General features: G+C 64.8%; 19 protein-coding genes. 12 read left to right on the top strand and 7 right to left on the bottom strand.

Going from position 1 to position 17,368, the window contains the following annotated elements; all coding sequences use genetic code 11:
• Nucleotides 1–44: 44 nt before the first annotated feature.
• Nucleotides 45–572 (bottom strand): metallophosphoesterase family protein, encoded by a 528-nt coding sequence (locus ACFVYC_RS03780; RefSeq protein WP_387546721.1) that lies wholly within the window; start codon nt 570–572, stop codon nt 45–47.
• Nucleotides 573–674: 102 nt separating this feature from the next.
• Here ACFVYC_RS03780 and ACFVYC_RS03785 point away from each other — a divergent pair, with 102 nt between their 5' ends.
• Together ACFVYC_RS03785 and ACFVYC_RS03790 are read left to right on the top strand one after the other, a co-directional pair.
• On the top strand, nt 675–866 hold the full coding sequence (locus ACFVYC_RS03785) for a DUF1918 domain-containing protein (RefSeq protein ID WP_050054882.1): 192 nt from the start codon (nt 675–677) through the stop codon (nt 864–866).
• Between the two features lie 42 nt (nt 867–908).
• On the top strand, nt 909–1,418 hold the full coding sequence (locus ACFVYC_RS03790; RefSeq protein ID WP_387546723.1) for an NUDIX domain-containing protein: 510 nt from the start codon (nt 909–911) through the stop codon (nt 1,416–1,418).
• Nucleotides 1,419–1,430: 12 nt separating this feature from the next.
• Here ACFVYC_RS03790 and ACFVYC_RS03795 read toward each other — a convergent pair whose 3' ends face one another.
• On the bottom strand, nt 1,431–2,108 hold the full coding sequence (locus ACFVYC_RS03795) for an endonuclease/exonuclease/phosphatase family protein (protein WP_387546726.1): 678 nt from the start codon (nt 2,106–2,108) through the stop codon (nt 1,431–1,433).
• A gap of 169 nt (nt 2,109–2,277) precedes the next feature.
• Between ACFVYC_RS03795 and ACFVYC_RS03800 the strand changes: the two genes are divergently transcribed.
• On the top strand, nt 2,278–3,081 hold the full coding sequence (locus ACFVYC_RS03800) for a thioesterase family protein (protein WP_387546728.1): 804 nt from the start codon (nt 2,278–2,280) through the stop codon (nt 3,079–3,081).
• Nucleotides 3,082–3,110: 29 nt separating this feature from the next.
• Here the strand turns inward: ACFVYC_RS03800 and ACFVYC_RS03805 are convergent, their stop codons facing one another.
• Complete coding sequence (locus ACFVYC_RS03805) at nt 3,111–3,503, bottom strand: DUF2177 family protein (RefSeq protein WP_387546731.1); 393 nt, start codon at nt 3,501–3,503, stop codon at nt 3,111–3,113.
• Here ACFVYC_RS03805 and ACFVYC_RS03810 point away from each other — a divergent pair.
• Nucleotides 3,496–4,266 (top strand): biotin/lipoate A/B protein ligase family protein, encoded by a 771-nt coding sequence (locus tag ACFVYC_RS03810; RefSeq protein ID WP_387546734.1) that lies wholly within the window; start codon nt 3,496–3,498, stop codon nt 4,264–4,266. The two genes, ACFVYC_RS03805 and ACFVYC_RS03810, sit on opposite strands and share 8 nt — an antisense overlap.
• 107 nt (nt 4,267–4,373) lie before the next feature.
• On the opposite strand, the gene ACFVYC_RS03815 is transcribed toward ACFVYC_RS03810, so the two are convergent.
• Nucleotides 4,374–4,631 (bottom strand): mycoredoxin, encoded by a 258-nt coding sequence (locus tag ACFVYC_RS03815; RefSeq protein WP_387546736.1) that lies wholly within the window; start codon nt 4,629–4,631, stop codon nt 4,374–4,376.
• A gap of 130 nt (nt 4,632–4,761) precedes the next feature.
• Here ACFVYC_RS03815 and ACFVYC_RS03820 point away from each other — a divergent pair, with 130 nt between their 5' ends.
• The gene (locus ACFVYC_RS03820; RefSeq protein WP_387546739.1) at nt 4,762–5,523 is read left to right on the top strand and encodes an SOS response-associated peptidase; all 762 of its coding nucleotides are present in this window, start codon (nt 4,762–4,764) and stop codon (nt 5,521–5,523) included.
• 39 nt (nt 5,524–5,562) lie between these two features.
• Here ACFVYC_RS03820 and ACFVYC_RS03825 read toward each other — a convergent pair whose 3' ends face one another.
• Entirely contained in the window at nt 5,563–5,985 is a 423-nt protein-coding gene (locus tag ACFVYC_RS03825; RefSeq protein WP_387546742.1) for a VOC family protein, read from the bottom strand.
• Nucleotides 5,986–6,004: 19 nt separating this feature from the next.
• Here ACFVYC_RS03825 and ACFVYC_RS03830 point away from each other — a divergent pair, with 19 nt between their 5' ends.
• Nucleotides 6,005–6,325, top strand: coding sequence for a chorismate mutase (locus ACFVYC_RS03830; protein WP_307094919.1), 321 nt, complete (start codon nt 6,005–6,007; stop codon nt 6,323–6,325).
• Nucleotides 6,326–6,341: 16 nt separating this feature from the next.
• Here the strand turns inward: ACFVYC_RS03830 and ACFVYC_RS03835 are convergent, their stop codons facing one another.
• Nucleotides 6,342–6,731, bottom strand: a complete 390-nt coding sequence (locus tag ACFVYC_RS03835; RefSeq protein ID WP_387546744.1) for a hypothetical protein — start codon at nt 6,729–6,731, stop codon at nt 6,342–6,344.
• Between the two features lie 133 nt (nt 6,732–6,864).
• Between ACFVYC_RS03835 and ACFVYC_RS03840 the strand changes: the two genes are divergently transcribed.
• The 6 genes from ACFVYC_RS03840 (at nt 6,865) to pdxS (ending at nt 15,106) form a co-directional block, all read left to right on the top strand.
• A complete protein-coding gene (locus ACFVYC_RS03840; RefSeq protein ID WP_387546745.1) occupies nt 6,865–7,203 on the top strand; it encodes a DUF6504 family protein in 339 nt (112 codons plus the stop codon).
• Nucleotides 7,200–10,688, top strand: a complete 3,489-nt coding sequence (locus ACFVYC_RS03845; RefSeq protein ID WP_387546747.1) for a DNA polymerase III subunit alpha — start codon at nt 7,200–7,202, stop codon at nt 10,686–10,688. Before ACFVYC_RS03840 ends, ACFVYC_RS03845 begins: the two co-directional genes overlap by 4 nt.
• A gap of 117 nt (nt 10,689–10,805) precedes the next feature.
• Entirely contained in the window at nt 10,806–12,815 is a 2,010-nt protein-coding gene (gene thrS / locus ACFVYC_RS03850; RefSeq protein ID WP_387546750.1) for a threonine--tRNA ligase, read from the top strand.
• 18 nt (nt 12,816–12,833) lie between these two features.
• Nucleotides 12,834–13,418 carry an HIT family protein gene (locus ACFVYC_RS03855; protein ID WP_387546753.1) on the top strand — a complete coding sequence of 195 codons (585 nt, stop codon included), beginning with the start codon at nt 12,834–12,836 and terminating at the stop codon, nt 13,416–13,418.
• Nucleotides 13,411–14,034: a phosphatidylinositol phosphate synthase gene (gene pgsA / locus ACFVYC_RS03860; protein WP_387546756.1), complete on the top strand. Its 624-nt coding sequence runs from the start codon at nt 13,411–13,413 to the stop codon at nt 14,032–14,034. The genes ACFVYC_RS03855 and pgsA overlap by 8 nt, the downstream gene beginning before the upstream one ends.
• A gap of 145 nt (nt 14,035–14,179) precedes the next feature.
• A complete protein-coding gene (pdxS, locus tag ACFVYC_RS03865) occupies nt 14,180–15,106 on the top strand; it encodes a pyridoxal 5'-phosphate synthase lyase subunit PdxS (RefSeq protein WP_387546758.1) in 927 nt (308 codons plus the stop codon).
• Nucleotides 15,107–15,340: 234 nt separating this feature from the next.
• On the opposite strand, the gene ACFVYC_RS03870 is transcribed toward pdxS, so the two are convergent.
• Nucleotides 15,341–17,353 (bottom strand): M3 family metallopeptidase, encoded by a 2,013-nt coding sequence (locus ACFVYC_RS03870; RefSeq protein ID WP_387546761.1) that lies wholly within the window; start codon nt 17,351–17,353, stop codon nt 15,341–15,343.
• Nucleotides 17,354–17,368 lie beyond the last annotated feature (15 nt).

Here is a 17,368-nt window from a genome sequence, read left to right on the forward strand (position 1 = left end):
CCGTTCCAGCCTAGGCAATCAGGGCTGCTCCTGCCAACCCGGTTTCACTGCCGGTTCAGCCGGGCTTCATCCCGCCGGAGCTCCACGAGCCTGACCTCGGTGATGGCGCCGGAGTCCACCATCGCCGTCATGTAGGTGCACACCGGCTGGCGGCGCCGGTCCGTGGGCGAGCCGGGATTCAGCAGCCTCAGCCCTCCCGGAGCGGAGGTGTCCCACGGGATGTGGCTGTGTCCGAAGACCAGCACGTCCGCGTCCGGATAAAGCATCCCGCACCGCGCCTCCCGGCCTTTCGCCTGTCCGGTTTCGTGCACCATGGCGAACCGGACACCCTCAAGCGTCACGGTTGCCGTTTCGGGCAGCCGGGCGCGCAGGTCGGGGCCGTCATTGTTGCCGTAAACCCCTATCAGGCGGCGGCTCCGGCGCTCAAGCTGGTCCAGCAGGTCCACTGTCACCCAGTCGCCGGCATGGAACACCACATCGGCCGTTTCGACGGCGGTCCACACCTGCGCGGGAAGCGCCTTGGCACGCTTGGGCACATGGGTATCGGCGAGCAGGAGAAGATTCAGCGGCATGGGGAAATCCTGCCATGGCCGCCTTCGTTCCGGTTGCCCCTTTCCGCTGGCCCTGTTCCCGCATGGCTGACAGTCGTAATCTGGGGGCTGGAGGTGATAGCCATGGAGGCAGCACAGGGCGACAGGATCATCGTTCACGGAAGGACCGTTGGTTCTACGGACCGGCACGGCGTGATTCTCGAAGTCCGCGGCCAGGGCGGAACGCCGCCCTACCTGGTCCGCTTTGACGACGGCCACGAAACCATCATGTATCCCGGCGGTGATTTCGCCGTCGAACGCGGCAACGGGCATTAGCGCCGCGGTGTGATGCGCCGCTCCACCTGTCAGACTGGAGCGATGGATCACTCTCTGGCTTCACCACAGTCCTCCACGCCGCCTGTCCGCACCGGACCCCGGGATCCCGGTGATGCCTGGGTGGAAGGGGAACGCGGCCGGTACTGGGGCAGGTTCGGCGCGGCCGGGGTGCTTGCCTACGACCCCGCCAAGGGCGTGCTCCTGCAGCACCGGGCCGTCTGGAGCCACAACGGCGGAACTTGGGGACTGCCCGGCGGGGCACTCCACGAGGGCGAGGACGCTGTGGTGGGCGCGTTGCGCGAGGCCTTTGAGGAGGCTGCCGTGCCGCCGGAGAGTGTGGACGTGCTCTTCACCTCGGTGCTGGACCTGGGCTACTGGTCCTACACCACGGTGGTGGTGCTGGTAACGGAGCCGTTTGATCCCGTGATCAGCGATCCCGAGAGCATCGAACTGCTGTGGATTCCGCTGGCTGACGTGGACCGCCAGGAGCTGCATCCCGGTTTTGCCGCCGCCTGGCCAGCCCTGCGGGAGCGGCTTGCCGCCGGCGCGTAGCCCGGACGCTGGTCAGTAGTCCGGACCGTATTCGGCAGTGACCATGATGGGCAGGTGGTCCGAATTGCCGCGCGGAAGGGTCTCCACGCTGGTGATGTCCAGCCCCAGCGATGTGGCGAAGTCGAAGTGGCCTTTAAAGACCTTGTAGCGGGTGTACGTGCGCCGGTTGCTCAACGACAGTGCGTAACCGGAATTCTTCATGTGGACGTGCAGGTTCTTGGTGAAGAACGGGTAGTTGAAATCGCCCACCATCAGCGTCATCAATCCCTTACCCATGCTCAGGAGTTCAGCGTGGGCCGCATGGATCTGCTTCCGCCGCAGCGAGTTGGACGCCGTCAGGGGTGCGGCATGGAAGGAGCCGATCACCAGTTCGTGCTGCGTCTCGTTGTCCATCACCCGGGTCCCGATCAGCCGCTCGTGCGCGGGCGCCAGCACCCGGTCATGCATCGACTTCTTCAGCGCGAAGGACTGCGTGTCCAGGGCCGTGAACCGGCTGGTGCGGTAATAGATGGCCAGCCCGAGCCGGTTCGCCTTGGTGGCGTCCGCGAGGTGAAGCGGGCCCAGGGTCTCCGGGAGATCGCTGGCATCCACCTCCTGGAGGCAGAGCGCATCAATGTTGTGATTCCGTGCCAGGGCAAGGAGCTCACCGCTCGCCTTATGCTCGCGGAGGTTGTAACTGATGACGCGCATGGAACACCTCTTCCGAGGGTTGCTGACAGGACCAGTTCCTGAGTCTACCCAGAGGATAGCCGCCGGGGCCCAACATTTCGCCGCGTCGAATGGCAGCCCCTGCCGGCGGCCCCGGGGCAAAACGATAGAGTTATTGCCAATTCACTGAAATCTCCTGGAAGGGCCGCCGTTGTCCGCTGATCTGCCTGAACTGGCCGAAGGAAACTTCTATTACCAGTCCCTGGGTGAGGGCCGTTTCCGTTCCACCATCCATGCCCAGGGCGCCTGGAACGTCCACGAGCAGCACATGGCACCGGCGTCCGGGTTGATGGCCGACAGCCTCGAACGGCACCAGCCGCGGACGGACATGCGGATGGCGAGGCTCAGCTACGAGATCCTGGGCCTGATCCCCGGCGGCGAATTCCACATTAAGACCACCACGCTGCGGCCGGGACGGACCATCGAACTGCTGCAGGCCGAGCTGGTGGCGGCCGGCCGGACGGCCATCCGTGCCACCGCCTGGCGGATGATCACCAGCGACACCGCTGACGTTGCCGCGGTGGAAGACCTTCCCATCCCCGGCCCTGACGAATGCAAGCCCTATGACGGCGCATCAGTGTGGCCGGGCGGCTATATCCGCTCCCTGGAGATGCGGGTGGCGGAAGGACACCGGCCGGGGGCCGGCAAGGTGTGGCTGCGCACCGACCACCCCCTGACCGACGCCGGTGACAGCGGTGACCCCGCCCGGCTGATGGGGCTGGTGGACACGGCCAACGGCATCGCAGCAAGGGTGCCTCCGGGCAAGGACAGCTACGCGTTTCCCAACCTGGACCTGCAGATCCACATGTACCGCCGCCCGGAAGGGGAGTGGTTGGGGCTGGACAACGCGGTCTCCTTCGGCCGGGACGGCATCGGTCTCACGTCAACGGTGCTGCATGACCTCCAAGGTCCCTTCGGGAGGGCAGAGCAGATCCTGACCGTACGCAGGACCTGATCCGGCGCCCGTTGGCTGGCCTGGCCGGATTAAGCCCGGCTTTGGAAAACGAGCCAGCCCGCGAGGGTGGACAGCCCTGTCAGGGCGGCGCCCCACAGCATGTCCACCACGATCAGCTGCAAAGGCCACACCTTGAGGGTGGCGGCGTTGGTGAGGTCATAGGTGGCATACGCAAAGGCGCCCAGCGCCGCACCGTAGCCGAGTGCTGTGAGCCAGCTGCCGCCGTCGAGCGCGGGACGGAGCGCAAAGAACACAATCCCGGCGATGTAAATGAGGTAGAAGGCGACGGCGTACCCTAGGTTTGGCTTGTCCGCCAGCAGGTCGCCGATGTGGCTCCGGTAGAACGGGTTCATCAGCTTGAGCCAGATGGCGTCAATCACCGCGAACGCGGCGGCGACAACGAGGAATTGCAAAATGACCATAGGGGAGCTTAGCAACATGAAGCACGCCGGACCCGAACCCCGCACGCTGACAGTGGTGCGGCAGGAGGTGTCGCTCGGCGCGGCCCGTGACCTGGAGTTTGGCCTGGAGCTGCTCGCCAGGGCAAGGGCAGGCGATATCGGCCCGACCCTGCGGCTGTACCGTCCCGCACCCACCGTCGCGTTCGGCCAGCGGGACACACGGCTGCCGGGTTTCGAAGCGGCCGCACAGGCCTGCCGCGAGAACGGCTTTGAGCCGCTGGTCCGCCGGGCAGGAGGGCGGGCAGCTGCCTACCACCAGGGAACCCTCGTGGTGGACCACATCGAACCGGACGCTGACGCCATCGCAGGATCCAAAAGCAGGTTTGGATACTTCGGGGAGTTGTTCGCCGACACGCTTCGCAGCGTGGGGGTGCAGGCGGCCGTGGGGGAGATCCCCGGTGAGTACTGCCCCGGGGAATACTCAGTGCACGGTTCGGTGCCGGCCGGCGGCCCGCGGGTGAAGCTGGTGGGTACGGCCCAGCGGGTGGTGTCCGGCGGCTGGCTGTTCAGCTCCGTCATTGTAGTGGAGGACTCCGTCTCCATCCGCAGGGTCCTCACGGACAGCTACGCGGCCCTTGGACTGGAGTGGGATCCGGCCACCGCGGGAGCCGTTAACGATCTGGTGCCGGGCGCGGACGTGGCGGCGGTGGAGGACGCGCTGCTGGCCACCTATGCCGCCCATGCCAGCCTGGAGACCGCTGCCTTCAGCACCCTCGGAGCCTGATCAAAAACGCGAGAACGGGACCAGCACTTCGGTGCTGGTCCCGTTCTGTCTGTCATAGACCACTGACGGCTGGCTTGGGCTGACGGGTTTGATGCCCGGCCTGCCCGCTAAGCTGCGAGGCGGGTCTTGACCTCGGCGGCGGAAGGGTTGGTGGCTGCGGTGCCGTCCGGGAACAGGACGGTGGGCACTGTGCGGTTGCCGCCGTTCAGCTGCTCCACGAGTTCGGCGGTTCCTTCCACTTCCTCAATGTTGATTTCGGTGTAGCCGATGCCCTGCGAGTCCAGCTGCTTCTTCAGCCGGTTGCAGTAGCCGCACCAGGTGGTGGAAAACATGGTGATCGTGCCGGATTCGGGAGTGAAGTCCATAAGTTTCTCCTATGTATCGTTCAGGGGTTCCTTACCGTCAACGGTAGCGTGCAGCCGCGTATTCCCAGCTACAGGGGCGCCACTGGCGTCCTTGGATGACAGCTCCTGCCGCCGGTGGCATGCTGGAGCCATGTGTGGACGCTATGTAATGGCACGTGCTGTGGGGGACCTCCTGGCAGAGTTCGACGCCGAGCTCGAGGATGAGGTAAGCATCCCGCCGTCGTGGAATGTTGCGCCGACTGACGAGGTGCCCATCGTCCTGGAGCGGCTGATCGATGAGGGTCCGGAGCCCCGGCAGGTGCGCCAGCTTCACGCGGCGCGGTGGGGCCTGGTTCCGTCCTGGGCCAAGGACCCGGGCATCGGCCCGCGGATGATCAACGCCCGGAGCGAGTCGGTTCTGGAGAAGCCGGCCTTCCGGAAGGCTGTCCAGTCACGCCGCTGCGCCGTCCCGGCGGACGGATACTACGAGTGGAAGCAGGGCTCCGGCAAAACGAAGCAACCCTACTACGTGCATCCGGGAGAGGGCAGAGGCCTGGTTTTCGCCGGGCTTTATGAGTGGTGGAAAGATCCGGCCTGGCCGGCGGGGGAGCCCGGCGGGTGGATGCTTTCCACGTCCATCCTCACAGCGGACACTCCGCCGCCCGGCAGTGAATCGACCGTTTTCGGCAAGCTGACCGCACTGCACGACCGGGTTCCGCTGCCGATGGACAAGGCCACCATGCAGGCCTGGCTCGACCCACAGGCCGATGACGCCGCGGCGCTGGTTGACCTGGTGCGGGCCGGAGTCAAGGACGTGGCATCGGACTGGCATGTTGATTCGGTGGGCAAAGAGGTGGGCAACGTCCGCAACAACGGCCCGGACCTGATCCGCCCGGTGGAAGCCCTCTTCTAAGCCGCAATCAACAGCAGCCGTGCACAGCCGCGCCGAAGGCTAAACGGTGACAGAGCCGGCGTCGTCCACTGTCCAGGTGGGGTTGTACGCCACCTCCCAGCGGAAACCGTCCGGGTCTGCGAAGTAGCCGCTGTAGCCGCCCCAGGGCTGTGTGATGGGCTCGGCGATGATGGTTGCTCCCGCTGCGGCAGCCTCGGCCATGACCCGGTCAACGTCCTCGGTGCCGGGGAGGTTGTGGCTAAGGGTGATGCAGGGGACGGGGCCTGGCTCGCTGACGCCGGCATCCGCCTGCATCTGGCGGACGTCCCACAGGGACAGCACCAGGCCGTGGTTCACCTGGATGAACACCACGTCTCCGGGAAATTCGCGGTGGACGGGCCAACCGAGGCCGTCAACATAGAAGGAGCGGGACGCCGGAACGCTGCGGACGCCCAGGGAAATGAAGTCGACTCTTGGCTGCATGGTTCGATACTGTCAGAGGATGGCAACAATTCAAGGAAACGATCGGGACGCCCTGGCCGACAAGGAACAGCTCGCTGCCGTCCGGGTTGCCGTTGATGAGGTGGATGACCAAATTGTCACCCTCATCGCCCGCCGTGAGCGGCTGATCCGGATCGCCGGAACCCTCAAGGGTGACGACGCCGAGGTCCGTGCCCCCGGCCGCGTGGAGCGGATCATCGAGCACGTCCGCTCCGCGGCCGTGAAGAAGGACATTGACCCGGACATCGTTGAGTCCACCTACCGGGCCATGATCTCAGGCTTCATCGAACTCGAACTTCGGGTCCACAAAGAAAACAGCTGAGCTTCAGCTCAGCTGTTTACAGGTTTTCCTCCACCGGAACACCGGACTGGAAGTCCCGGCCGTCCGCTTCGCTGAAGCCGGTCATCACATGCCCTTTGCCGAGCCCGTTAATGGCCGAGAGGGGGAAGTTGCCGGTGATCGTATTGCCGGAGTGGGTGACGCCTGAAAGATCGTAGTTCTCTTCGGCGCTCTGTTCATGGTTGAACGAGAAGAAGGCGATCGCCTCCCCGTTCATGAATTCAATGCCCAGCCTCCGCTGGGATGAATAGTCCGGGCTGGCAGCCACAAGCCCCACCACATAGGCGCCGGAACCGGGGATGTTGCCGTCTATGTCGAAGGTGGCCACGAGCGTGGAGTTCTGGGCTTTGATGCTGACCTGTTTGAGGAGTGCGTCATGGGTGCTCATGGCACAATCCTGCTCCCTGCCGATCGGTCCGTCCACCCCCGCCTAGGAATTGTGCCCACCCTGGCTTAGACTTGAAGTATTCGAACACATATTCGAATATGTTCGGTTTTCGAGTTCAGTCCGGGAGGTGCCCATGGGGATGTTCAGCGAATCCGTGGACGTTGCCTGCAACCCGGAGGGCCGGCCGGTAAGCCTTCAATGGGCGGGGCGGTCCTACTCAGTGTGCGCCGAGCCGGTCCGGTGGTACGAGCGCCGGCAGTGGTGGGCGGAAGAAAGCCGGGCACCACTGGGGACCGGTCCAGGACTGGTGGACCACGAGATCTGGCGGGTTCAGGTGCTTCCCTCCGTTCCCGGCTCCGGCACGTTCAAGGACCAGCCGGAACCACTCACCTTTGACCTGACCCGCCACATCCGCAGCGGGCGCTGGAGGCTCCTGCGGATCCACGATGCCCTGCGCCCCCGAACAGCATGAGCTTCACGCACCTCCACGTCTCCACCGCCTTCAGCGCCCACTATGGTGTGTCCTGGCCTGAGGAACTGGCGCAGTCTGCTGCTGCCGACGGCGCAACAGCGCTCGCCTGCACCGACCGGGACGGCCTGTACGGAACCATCAAGCACCTGAAGGCGTGCATGGACGCCGGCATTGATCCCCTGGTTGGCGTGGACCTGGCGGTCTATGACGACGACGGCGATCACCGCACCCAACTGGCGGGCCGCGTGGTGGTGCTCGCCCGCGGCAACAACGGCGGCTCCGGGTACCGTGCTCTGTGCCGGCTGGTGTCAGACGCCCATGCCCGCACCTCGGGCAAGTCCGGAGGGACCGTGCCGGTGGCCGTGACCCGGGCGGAGCTTGCCTCCCGCACCCTGGACCCGCATACCCTCAAACCCGTTCTTATGGTCCTGATCGGGCCGGATTCTGACGTCGGCCGTGCCATGGGCGGCCGCCGGTACCTGCGCCCGCGGACACTGTTCAAGCAATGGCTCGACGCCATGCCTGCCGGAACAGTGGTCACCGAGATCGTTTCGCAGCTCAGTGCCCCGGGAGCGCCGTTGAGCACCTCGCACGCCGTCCGTATGCTCAAACTCGCGGAAGAGCACCATGTACCGGCAATCCTCAGCAACGCGGTGAGGTACTGCGCTGAGGACGGGGCAGCCACCGCGGACGTCCTGGACTCAGCCCGGACCCTGAAGTCGCTGCCGGAGCTTGCCCAGGAACCAATGCTGCAACCCAACGGCCAGGGCTGGCTGAAATCCGGTGCCCAGATGCTGCAACTGGGCAAGGAAATCATCTCCGCCGCCGGATATGGCACAGCAGACCTCAAACAGCTCATGGCACAAACCGAGGCGCTCGCCGATCTCTGCAGGATCGACCCCGAAACCGATATGGGCTGGAAGCAGCCCGTGGTGCCGGAGGCTTCCGTCATCGGGATCAGCCAGGATCCCCATAGTGAACTGGTGCAACGTTGCCAGGCGGGTATCGGAAGGCGGTTCCCGGGGATTTCGGGTACCCGGGAAGAAGGAATGCGGCTCCGGCTCGAGCACGAACTGGGAATCATCCAGAACCTGGGTTTCTCTTCCTACTTCCTCACCGTCGCCGAAGTCTCACGCATGATCCAGGACATGGGAGTCAGGGCAGCGGCCCGCGGATCGGGAGCCTCAAGCCTGGTCAATTACCTGATCGACGTCAGCCAGGTTAATCCGCTGCAGCACGACCTGATCTTCGAGCGCTTCCTTTCCCGGGACCGCGCCACCCTGCCGGATATTGACATCGACGTCGAAAGCGCCGAACGGCATAACGTCTACCGGCGGATCTTCGAGCGCTTCGGCGCCGAGCGGGTCACGTTGATGAGCATGCAGAACGGCTACCGGGCAAGGGGCGCAGTGCGCGACGCCGGTATGGCTTTGGGTATGGATGACGGGGACGTGGGGGATATCGCCAAACAGCTGTGGCGGTTCTCAGCGCGCAAATTCAGGGAGGCCTTGCAGGAAAAGCCTGAACTGCGGCAGTTCGCTGGCCGGGTAGAGCAGCGCGATGCCCACGGCAACCAGCAGTTGGACCTGCTGGTGGACCTGACGGAACGCCTTGACCGGTTGCCGCGGCATATTTCGATGCATCCCTGCGGCGTGATCCTGGGCGACGCAACCCTGCTGGACCGCACCCCGGTCCAGCCCAGCGGCCTGGGACTGCCCATGAGCCAGTTCGATAAACACGACATGGACCCCATGGGCATGCTCAAGCTCGATGTTCTGGGGGTCAGGATGCAAAGCGCCATGGCGTTTGCGGTCCGGGAAGTCATCCGCATCCATCCTTCAAAACAGGAAGTGGTGGCCGCCGGGAGACATGCTGCCGGCCAGGACGGGTCAGGCCCGGACTACATCGCCGAAAACGGTCTCATCGACCTCAACGCCATCCCCCTGGATGATGAAGCCACCTTTGAACTCATCCGGAGCACCCACACCCTGGGCTGCTTCCAGATCGAGTCTCCCGGCCAGCGCGAGCTGATCGGCAAAATGGCACCAAGGGAGTTCAATGACCTCATCATCGACATTTCGCTGTTCCGGCCCGGGCCCATGAAATCGGACATGGTGCGGCCCTTCCTGGAACACCGGCACGGTTTCGCACCCGAGGTGTACCCCCACCCGGACCTCAAGCCCGTCCTGGCCGAAACCCACGGGGTGACCGTTTTCCATGAACAGATCCTGAAAACGTTCAACGTGATGACCGGCTGCGGCCTGGCCAGGGCGGACGAATTCCGCCGGGCCCTGGGCAACGAAGTCCTGGAATTGAGTGTTGAGGAGTTCTTCCGCAGGGAAGCCCGGAAGAAGGGCTATTCCCCGGAAGTAGTGGATAACGTCTGGGGGACCCTGAAGGCCTTTGGCAGCTTCGGCTTCTGCAAAGCCCACGGAGCCGCTTTCGCCGTACCCACCTATCAATCTGCCTGGCTGAAGACGCATCACCCCGAAGCCTTCCTGGCCGGCCTGTGGGAACACGATCCCGGCATGTACCCCAAGCGGTTGCTGGTGGCGGAAGCCAGGAGGCTGGGCATCCCCATCCTTCCGTTGGATATCAACCGCAGCAGGGGGGAGTACCGGGTGGAACGCGTCGGGCAGGGTCCCGATGCCGGAAAGCTGGGCATCCGTCTGAGCCTGAACGGAATCTACGGGCTGTCTGCCACGGAACTGAAGAGGATTGTGGCAGGCCAGCCCTATGACTCCCTGGCAGACCTTCGTGCGCGCTCGCGGCTCAGCAAGCCAAGCATCAAACGCCTGGCCCAGCTGGGGGCTTTTGATTCCCTGCACCGCGAGGCCGGCGGGGTGGCCAACCGGGCAGACCTGGTCCAGCACCTGCAGCAGCTTCAAAACGCCGGCAGCGGGCGGAAAGGCATCGAGGTCCTTGAGGGGCAGATGTCCCTGCCCCTGGGGGATGTGGAACTGCGCAACGTGAAGCCCGGGCTCCCGGAACCTACCCTCATCGAGAACGTGCGTGCAGAGCTGGACCTGATGGCTGTGGACGTCAGCAGCCACCTTATGGACAGCCACCGGCCCATGCTGGACCGGCTGGGAGTTATCACCGCGGACAAGCTCCTGGGCCTGCGCAACGGGACGGAAGTGCTGGTGGCCGGAGTGCGGGTAGCCACCCAGACGCCACCCATGCGCGGGGGCAGGAGGGTGGTGTTCATCAGCATCGACGACGGCACCGGCTGCATTGATTCGGTCTTCTTCCACGAGGCCCAGGAAAATGCCGGGTTGCTCCTGTTCGGAACCAGGCTGCTGCTGATCCGCGGCACCACCAGGAGGACAGGGCCCCGGGGAATCAGCCTCAGCGCGAGCATGGCCTGGGACCTCAGCCATCCCGAAACCCTGCCCTTCCCGGATTCGGAGGCCCTGGCTTCGGATGGCCCGCATCCCCTGGACGGAATCAGCAGGAGCCTGGCCATCACTGGGTTCAACGGGTGAGCCTGCCGTGCGCCGCGTTGGTCGGCCTCTCGCGGAACCGATAGCATTGACGATGGCTGGCTGTGGTCCCCGTATGCCGCAAGCTATGAAGCCTGAAACTTTGAATAGGAGACACCCGTGTCAGATGCCCAGCAGATCACCCTCATCGTCGATGGCGAAGAGACCAAGGTGACTACCGGGACAACCGGTGCGGAACTCTTCTTTGAGCGCCGTGATGTTGTTGTAGCCCGTGTCAATGGCGAGCTGAAGGACCTGGACCAGGAACTTCCGGAGGGCGCCGACGTCGAAGGCGTCACCATCGATTCCCCCGACGGCCTGAACGTTCTCCGGCACTCCACCGCCCACGTGATGGCCCAGGCCGTCCAGCAACTGCGCCCGGACGCCAAGCTGGGCATCGGTCCGTACATCACCGACGGCTTCTACTTCGACTTCGACGTCGCTGAGCCGTTCACCCCCGAGGACCTCAAGACCCTCGAAAAGATGATGCTCAAAATCGTCAACCAGAACCAGAAGTTCGTCCGGCGCGTGGTCTCCGAGGACGAGGCCCGCGAAGCGATGAAGAACGAGCCCTACAAGCTCGAACTGCTGGGCAGGAAAAACGACGCCGCCGAAGCCGGTGAAGGCGTCAACGTAGAGGTTGGCGCCGGCGACATCACCATCTACGACAACGTGGAGCGCAAGGAGGGCACCACCGTCTGGTGCGACCTCTGCCGCGGCCCGCACCTGCCCAACACCAAACTCATCTCCAACGCCTTCGCCCTTACCCGGTCATCCTCCGCCTACTGGCTGGGCAACCAGAAGAACCAGCAGCTGCAGCGGATCTACGGCACGGCATGGCCCACCAAGGACGCACTCAAGGCGTACCAGGAACGCCTCGCCGAAGCAGAGCGGCGTGACCACCGCAAGCTCGGCGTCGAATTGGACCTCTTTTCCTTCCCGGATGAACTCGGCTCGGGCCTGCCTGTGTTCCACCCCAAGGGCGGCATCATCCGCAAGGAGATGGAGGACTACTCGCGGCAGCGCCACGTCGACGCCGGCTACGAGTTCGTCTACACCCCGCACATCACCAAGGGCCACCTGTACGAGGTTTCCGGCCACCTGGACTGGTACAAGGACGGCATGTTCCCCGCCATGCGCGTGGATGAGGAACTCAACGCCGACGGCACCATCCGCAAGCCGGCACAGGATTACTACCTGAAGCCGATGAACTGCCCCATGCACAACCTCATTTTCCGGTCCCGCGGACGCTCCTACCGCGAACTGCCCCTGCGGCTGTTCGAGTTCGGTTCGGTCTACCGGTACGAGAAGTCCGGCGTGGTGCACGGCCTCACCCGTGTCCGCGGCATGACACAGGACGACGCCCACATCTACTGCACCCGCGAGCAGATGAAGGAAGAACTCACCAAGACCCTGACGTTTGTGCTGGAGCTCCTGAAGGACTACGGGCTGAACGACTTCTACCTGGAGCTCTCCACCAAGGACCCGGAGAAGTACGTCGGCGAGGACGCAGCCTGGGAGGAAGCCACCCGGACCCTCGCCGAGGTGGCAGAGGAATCCGGCCTTGAGCTGGTCGCGGATCCGGGCGGCGCGGCGTTTTACGGTCCGAAGATCTCCGTTCAGGCCAAGGACGCGCTTGGCCGCACCTGGCAGATGTCCACCATCCAGCTGGACTTCAACCTTCCTGAGCGGTTCGAACTGGAATTCCAGGCCGCGGACGGTACCCGCCAGCGTCCAGTGATGATCCACCGGGCACTGTTCGGCTCGATCGAACGCTTCATGGGCGTCCTCACCGAGCACTACGCCGGCGCCTTCCCCGCCTGGCTCTCTCCTGTCCAGGTGGTGGGCATCCCCGTTGCGGAGACGTTCAACGAGTACATGTTCGACGTCGTCGACCAGCTTAAGGCGGCAGGCATCCGGGCCGAGGTGGACACCACCTCGGACAGGTTCCCCAAGAAAATCCGCACCGCCAGCAAGGACAAGATTCCGTTCGTGCTGATCGCCGGCGGCGACGACGCCGAGGCAGGCGCTGTATCCTTCCGCTTCCGTGACGGTAGCCAGGACAACGGCGTGCCCGTGGCAGAGGCAGTCAAGCGGATCACGGAAGCCGTCCGTAACCGGACCAGCTAGCGGAAACGGAACAGCACCGTGCAGGAGAACACAGGCGCAGGATATCCAGGGGATGCCGGCGTTACCGACGACTTTGACCTCGCCGGTGTCCCGGACGCCTTCCAGCGCCTGTGGACTCCGCACCGCATGGCCTATATCAAAGGCGGCCAGCACCAGTTCAAGAACGAAAACGACTGCCCCTTCTGCATCGGTCCGGGCCGGACCGATGAGGATGCGCTGATCGTGTACCGGGGGAAGACCTGCTACGTTGTGCTGAACCTGTTTCCGTACAACCCGGGGCATCTTCTGGTCTGCCCGTACCGCCACATCCCCGACTACACGGACCTGACCGTCGAGGAGACCGCGGAATTCGCCGAGCTGACCCAGACGGCCATGCGGGTCCTGCGGAAAGTATCAAACCCCGGCGGATTCAACCTCGGCATGAACCAGGGGGTTGTGGGCGGCGCCGGCATCGCCGCGCACCTGCACCAGCACATCGTTCCGCGCTGGGGCGGTGACGGGAACTTTTTCCCCATCATCGCCCAGACCAAGGCGATTACGCAGACCCTTGACGAGGTCCGCCAACAGGTCGCCGACGCCTGGCCCGGGGAAACGGATGCTTAACCGGCACGCCCGCGGGTTCTTCACCGCGCTGTTCACCCCGCTCGCCCGCTGGCTCCTTCGGATCGGGGTCTCACCGGATGCGGTGACCATCATCGGCACGGCCGGTGTGGTGGTGGGAGCCCTTGTCTTCTACCCCCTCGGGCAGCTCTGGTGGGGGACACTGTTCATCACCGCGTTCATCTTTTCCGACGTCCTGGACGGCATCATGGCCAGGATGCAGGCGGTGGGCGGCCGCTGGGGCAACTTCCTTGACTCCACCCTGGACCGGATCGCGGACGGCGCCCTTTTTGCCGGGCTGGCTGTCTGGTTCTTCACCGGCGGTGCCAATACGCCCATCGCCGTGGCCGCCGTCGTCTGCCTGGTCCTGGGCATGGTGGTCTCCTACGCCCGGGCGAAGGCGGAGTCCCTGGGGTTCACCGCCAACATCGGCATAGCAGAACGCGCCGAACGCCTCGTGTCCGTGCTGGTTGTCACCGGATTTACCGGCCTCGGACTGCCGCAGGTGGTACTGCTGGTGACGCTTGTGCTGCTCGCCCTCGCCAGCTTCATCACGGTGGTCCAGCGCGTGGTGTCGGTACGCCGCCAGGCCCTTGCGGAACCCTCCCCGGCCGATTAACACGAATTAAGCCCGCCGGGCGCGGTGAGACTAGTATTAGGACTGCCCGGTCAATGGATCCGGCAACCCGGTGTGTGCACAGATGGCATCTTCCTGCCGCCCTGCACGCCCGGCGAAGGTCATCTATCTACCCATAGGGGTTTTTGTGTCTACACCTGATGTAAGCAGCGAAGCCGGTTCGTCCGCGAACAGCGTCACGGGCAGCAGCCGCGTGAAGCGGGGCATGGCTGAGATGCTCAAGGGCGGCGTCATCATGGACGTCGTCAACGTCGAACAGGCCCGCATCGCCGAAGACGCCGGTGCCGTTGCTGTGATGGCGCTGGAACGCGTTCCGGCCGATATCCGTGCCCAGGGCGGCGTGTCCCGCATGTCCGATCCTGACATGATCGACAAGATCATCGACGCCGTGTCCGTGCCGGTCATGGCCAAGGCCCGGATCGGCCACTTCGTGGAGGCCCAGGTCCTGCAGTCCCTGGGCGTGGACTACATTGACGAGTCCGAGGTCCTGACCCCGGCCGACTACGTCAACCACATCGACAAGTGGAAGTTCAAGGTTCCCTTCGTCTGTGGCGCCACCAACCTTGGTGAGGCGCTGCGCCGCATCAACGAGGGCGCGGCGATGATCCGGTCCAAGGGCGAGGCCGGCACCGGCGACGTCTCCAACGCCACCGGCCACATGCGCCAGATCCGCGCCGAAATCGCCAAGCTCGCTGCCCTGCCCGAGGACGAGCTGTACGTCGCCGCCAAGGAACTGCAGGCACCGTACGAACTGGTCAAGGAAGTTGCCGCTGCCGGCAAGCTTCCCGTGGTGCTGTTCACCGCCGGCGGCATCGCCACCCCGGCCGACGCCGCCATGATGATGCAGCTCGGCGCTGACGGCGTGTTCGTCGGCTCCGGCATCTTCAAGTCCGGCAACCCCGCCCAGCGCGCCGCCGCCGTTGTGAAGGCCACCACCTTCTTTGATGACCCCGACGTCATCGCCAAGGCCTCCCGCGGCCTGGGCGAAGCCATGGTGGGCATCAACGTCGACGAGATCCCCCAGCCGCACCGCCTCGCCGAGCGCGGCTGGTAACTCGCTCTTCGCGGCTTTGGGGCGCCTGGCGGCGCTGATCCTCTGCTTGCTATTCCCCGCGCCCTGCTAAGCCGCTTCGCGGCGAGCCTGGGCGCGGGGCCCCTTTTACGCAAGCTGCCGGATCACCCCCGCCTGTCGCTGCGGGTCGCTTCGCCTGAGTGATGACGACGCCGGTTCCTCACCTGCTTTGGTGGGGACCGGCGTCGTACTTCTTCAATTGGGGGCTGTGCCGCTTTAGTCGAGGCCGCGGCGCTTTAGCAGGGGCTCCAGTTTGGCTTCGCGACCCCGGAGGGTCTTGAAGGACTCGAGGGGGTCGCGGCTGTTTCCCCGGGACAGCAGCTCCTGGCGGAAGCGTTCGCCGTTGGTCCGGTTGAGGCCGCCGTTTTCGGTGAACCAGTCCACCGTCTCGGCGTCCAGGACTTCGCTCCAGATGTAGGAGTAGTACCCGGCTGCGTAGCCGGCCCCGGCGAAGACGTGCTGGAAGTAGCCGGTGCGGTAGCGCGGCGGTATCAGGGCATGGGCGATCCCCGCAGCAGCCAGGGACTTGTCCTCGAAAGCCAGGGCGTCCTCCGGGACCTCGCTGCTGCCCAGGACATGCCAGGCCAGGTCCAGCAGCGCTGCCCCCAGGTACTCAGTGGTGGCAAACCCCTCACCCCAGAGCCGGGATTCATTCAGCTTGTCCACGATGTCCTGCGGGAGCGGTTCACCGGTGGCGTGGTGGTTCGCGTAATTGGCCAGCACTTCCGGCCACATGATCCACATCTCGTTGACCTGGGACGGGTACTCCACAAAGTCCCGGGGAACCGAAGTGCCCGAAAACCGCGGATAGGTGACGTTGGAAAACAGCCCGTGCAGGGCATGTCCGAACTCGTGGAAAGTGGTGCGCAGTTCATCCAGGGTCAGCAGCGTGGGTTCGCCCGCGGGCGGCTTGGAAATGTTGAGGTTGTTGATGACCACAGGCTTGGTTCCCAGCAACGCGGACTGATCCACGAGGGAGTTCATCCAGGCACCGCCCCGCTTCGTCTCGCGTGTGTAGTAGTCACCGAGGAACAACCCCAGAGCGTTGCCATCCTCATTCCGGACCTCCCAGACGCGCACATCCGGGTGGTAGCCGGTCAGGTCCCCCCGCTCATGGAAAGTGATGCCGAAGAGGGATGTGGCGGCGAAGAAGACCCCGTCAGTGAGGACCCGGTCCAATTCGAAGTAGGGCCGGAGCGCCTGCTCGTCCACTTCGTATTTTTCGCGCCGGACCTTGGCGGAATAGAACGCCCAGTCCCACGGCTCCAGGGGGTGCCCGGCAGCCTCGGCAAGAGCCGCGGCTTCACGGTCGGCGTTGCGGACCGCCGCGGGTGCCATCCGGTTCAGCATCGACTGGACCGACTCGAAGTCCGGCGCCGTTTGGCGGTCCACCACGAGCTCGGCGTAGTTGGCAAAACCCAGCAGGGCAGCTTTTTCGGCGCGCAGGCCGGCCATTGACCGGGCCAGTTCGAGTACGTCGAGGTTCCCGCCGCTGCTGCCGCGCGCAACGGATGCCTCAAACAGCCGACGCCGAATGTTCCGGTTTTCGAGGGCGGCGAGGGCTGGCTGGTTGCTGGGCTGGATCAGCGTCAGGAGGAATTTTCCCTCATGCCCGGCGGCGCGGGCGGCTGCAGCGGCGCCGGCAACGTCGTCGGCCGGCAACCCGGCCAGGTCTGCGGGGTCCTCGAGCAGGAGGGCGGCGGACTTCATGCCCTCTTTGACCCGCTGGCCGAATTCAGTTCCCAGCCGGGAGAGTTCCGCGTTGAGCTCCCGAAGCCGCCCCTGCCCGGGCCCACCAAGTTGGATGCCGGACTGCCGGAACTCCTTCAGGTACTCCTCCACCAGCCGTTCCGACTCCGGATCCAGGCCGGCCACCTCGATCGCGGCGAAGCGTTCGTAGAGTGCCCTGTTGAGGAACACTTCGTCGTCGTGGGCCGAAAAGCGCGGCGAAAGCTGGGTTTCCAGGGCCTGGATCTCCTCCGGGGCGTCGGCGGAAACGAGCGTGAAGAACGCCGCAGCTGCTCTTTGGAGCAACTGGCCGGAGCGCTCCATCGCCACAGCCGTGTTGTCGAAGGTGGCGGGATCAGGGTTCTCCGTGATGGCCTGGACTTCTGCCAGATGCTCCGTGAATCCTGCCTCTGCCGCCTCTGCGTAGTGGGAAGGCTTAATGTCCGCGAACGGTGTCAGGGCGAACGGTAGCGTGCTGGGAGTGAGCAGGGGGTTTGTCATGACGCAAATCTTCCA

The organism is Pseudarthrobacter sp. NPDC058329 (genome assembly GCF_042879835.1).
Classification (GTDB): Bacteria; Actinomycetota; Actinomycetes; order Actinomycetales; family Micrococcaceae; genus Arthrobacter.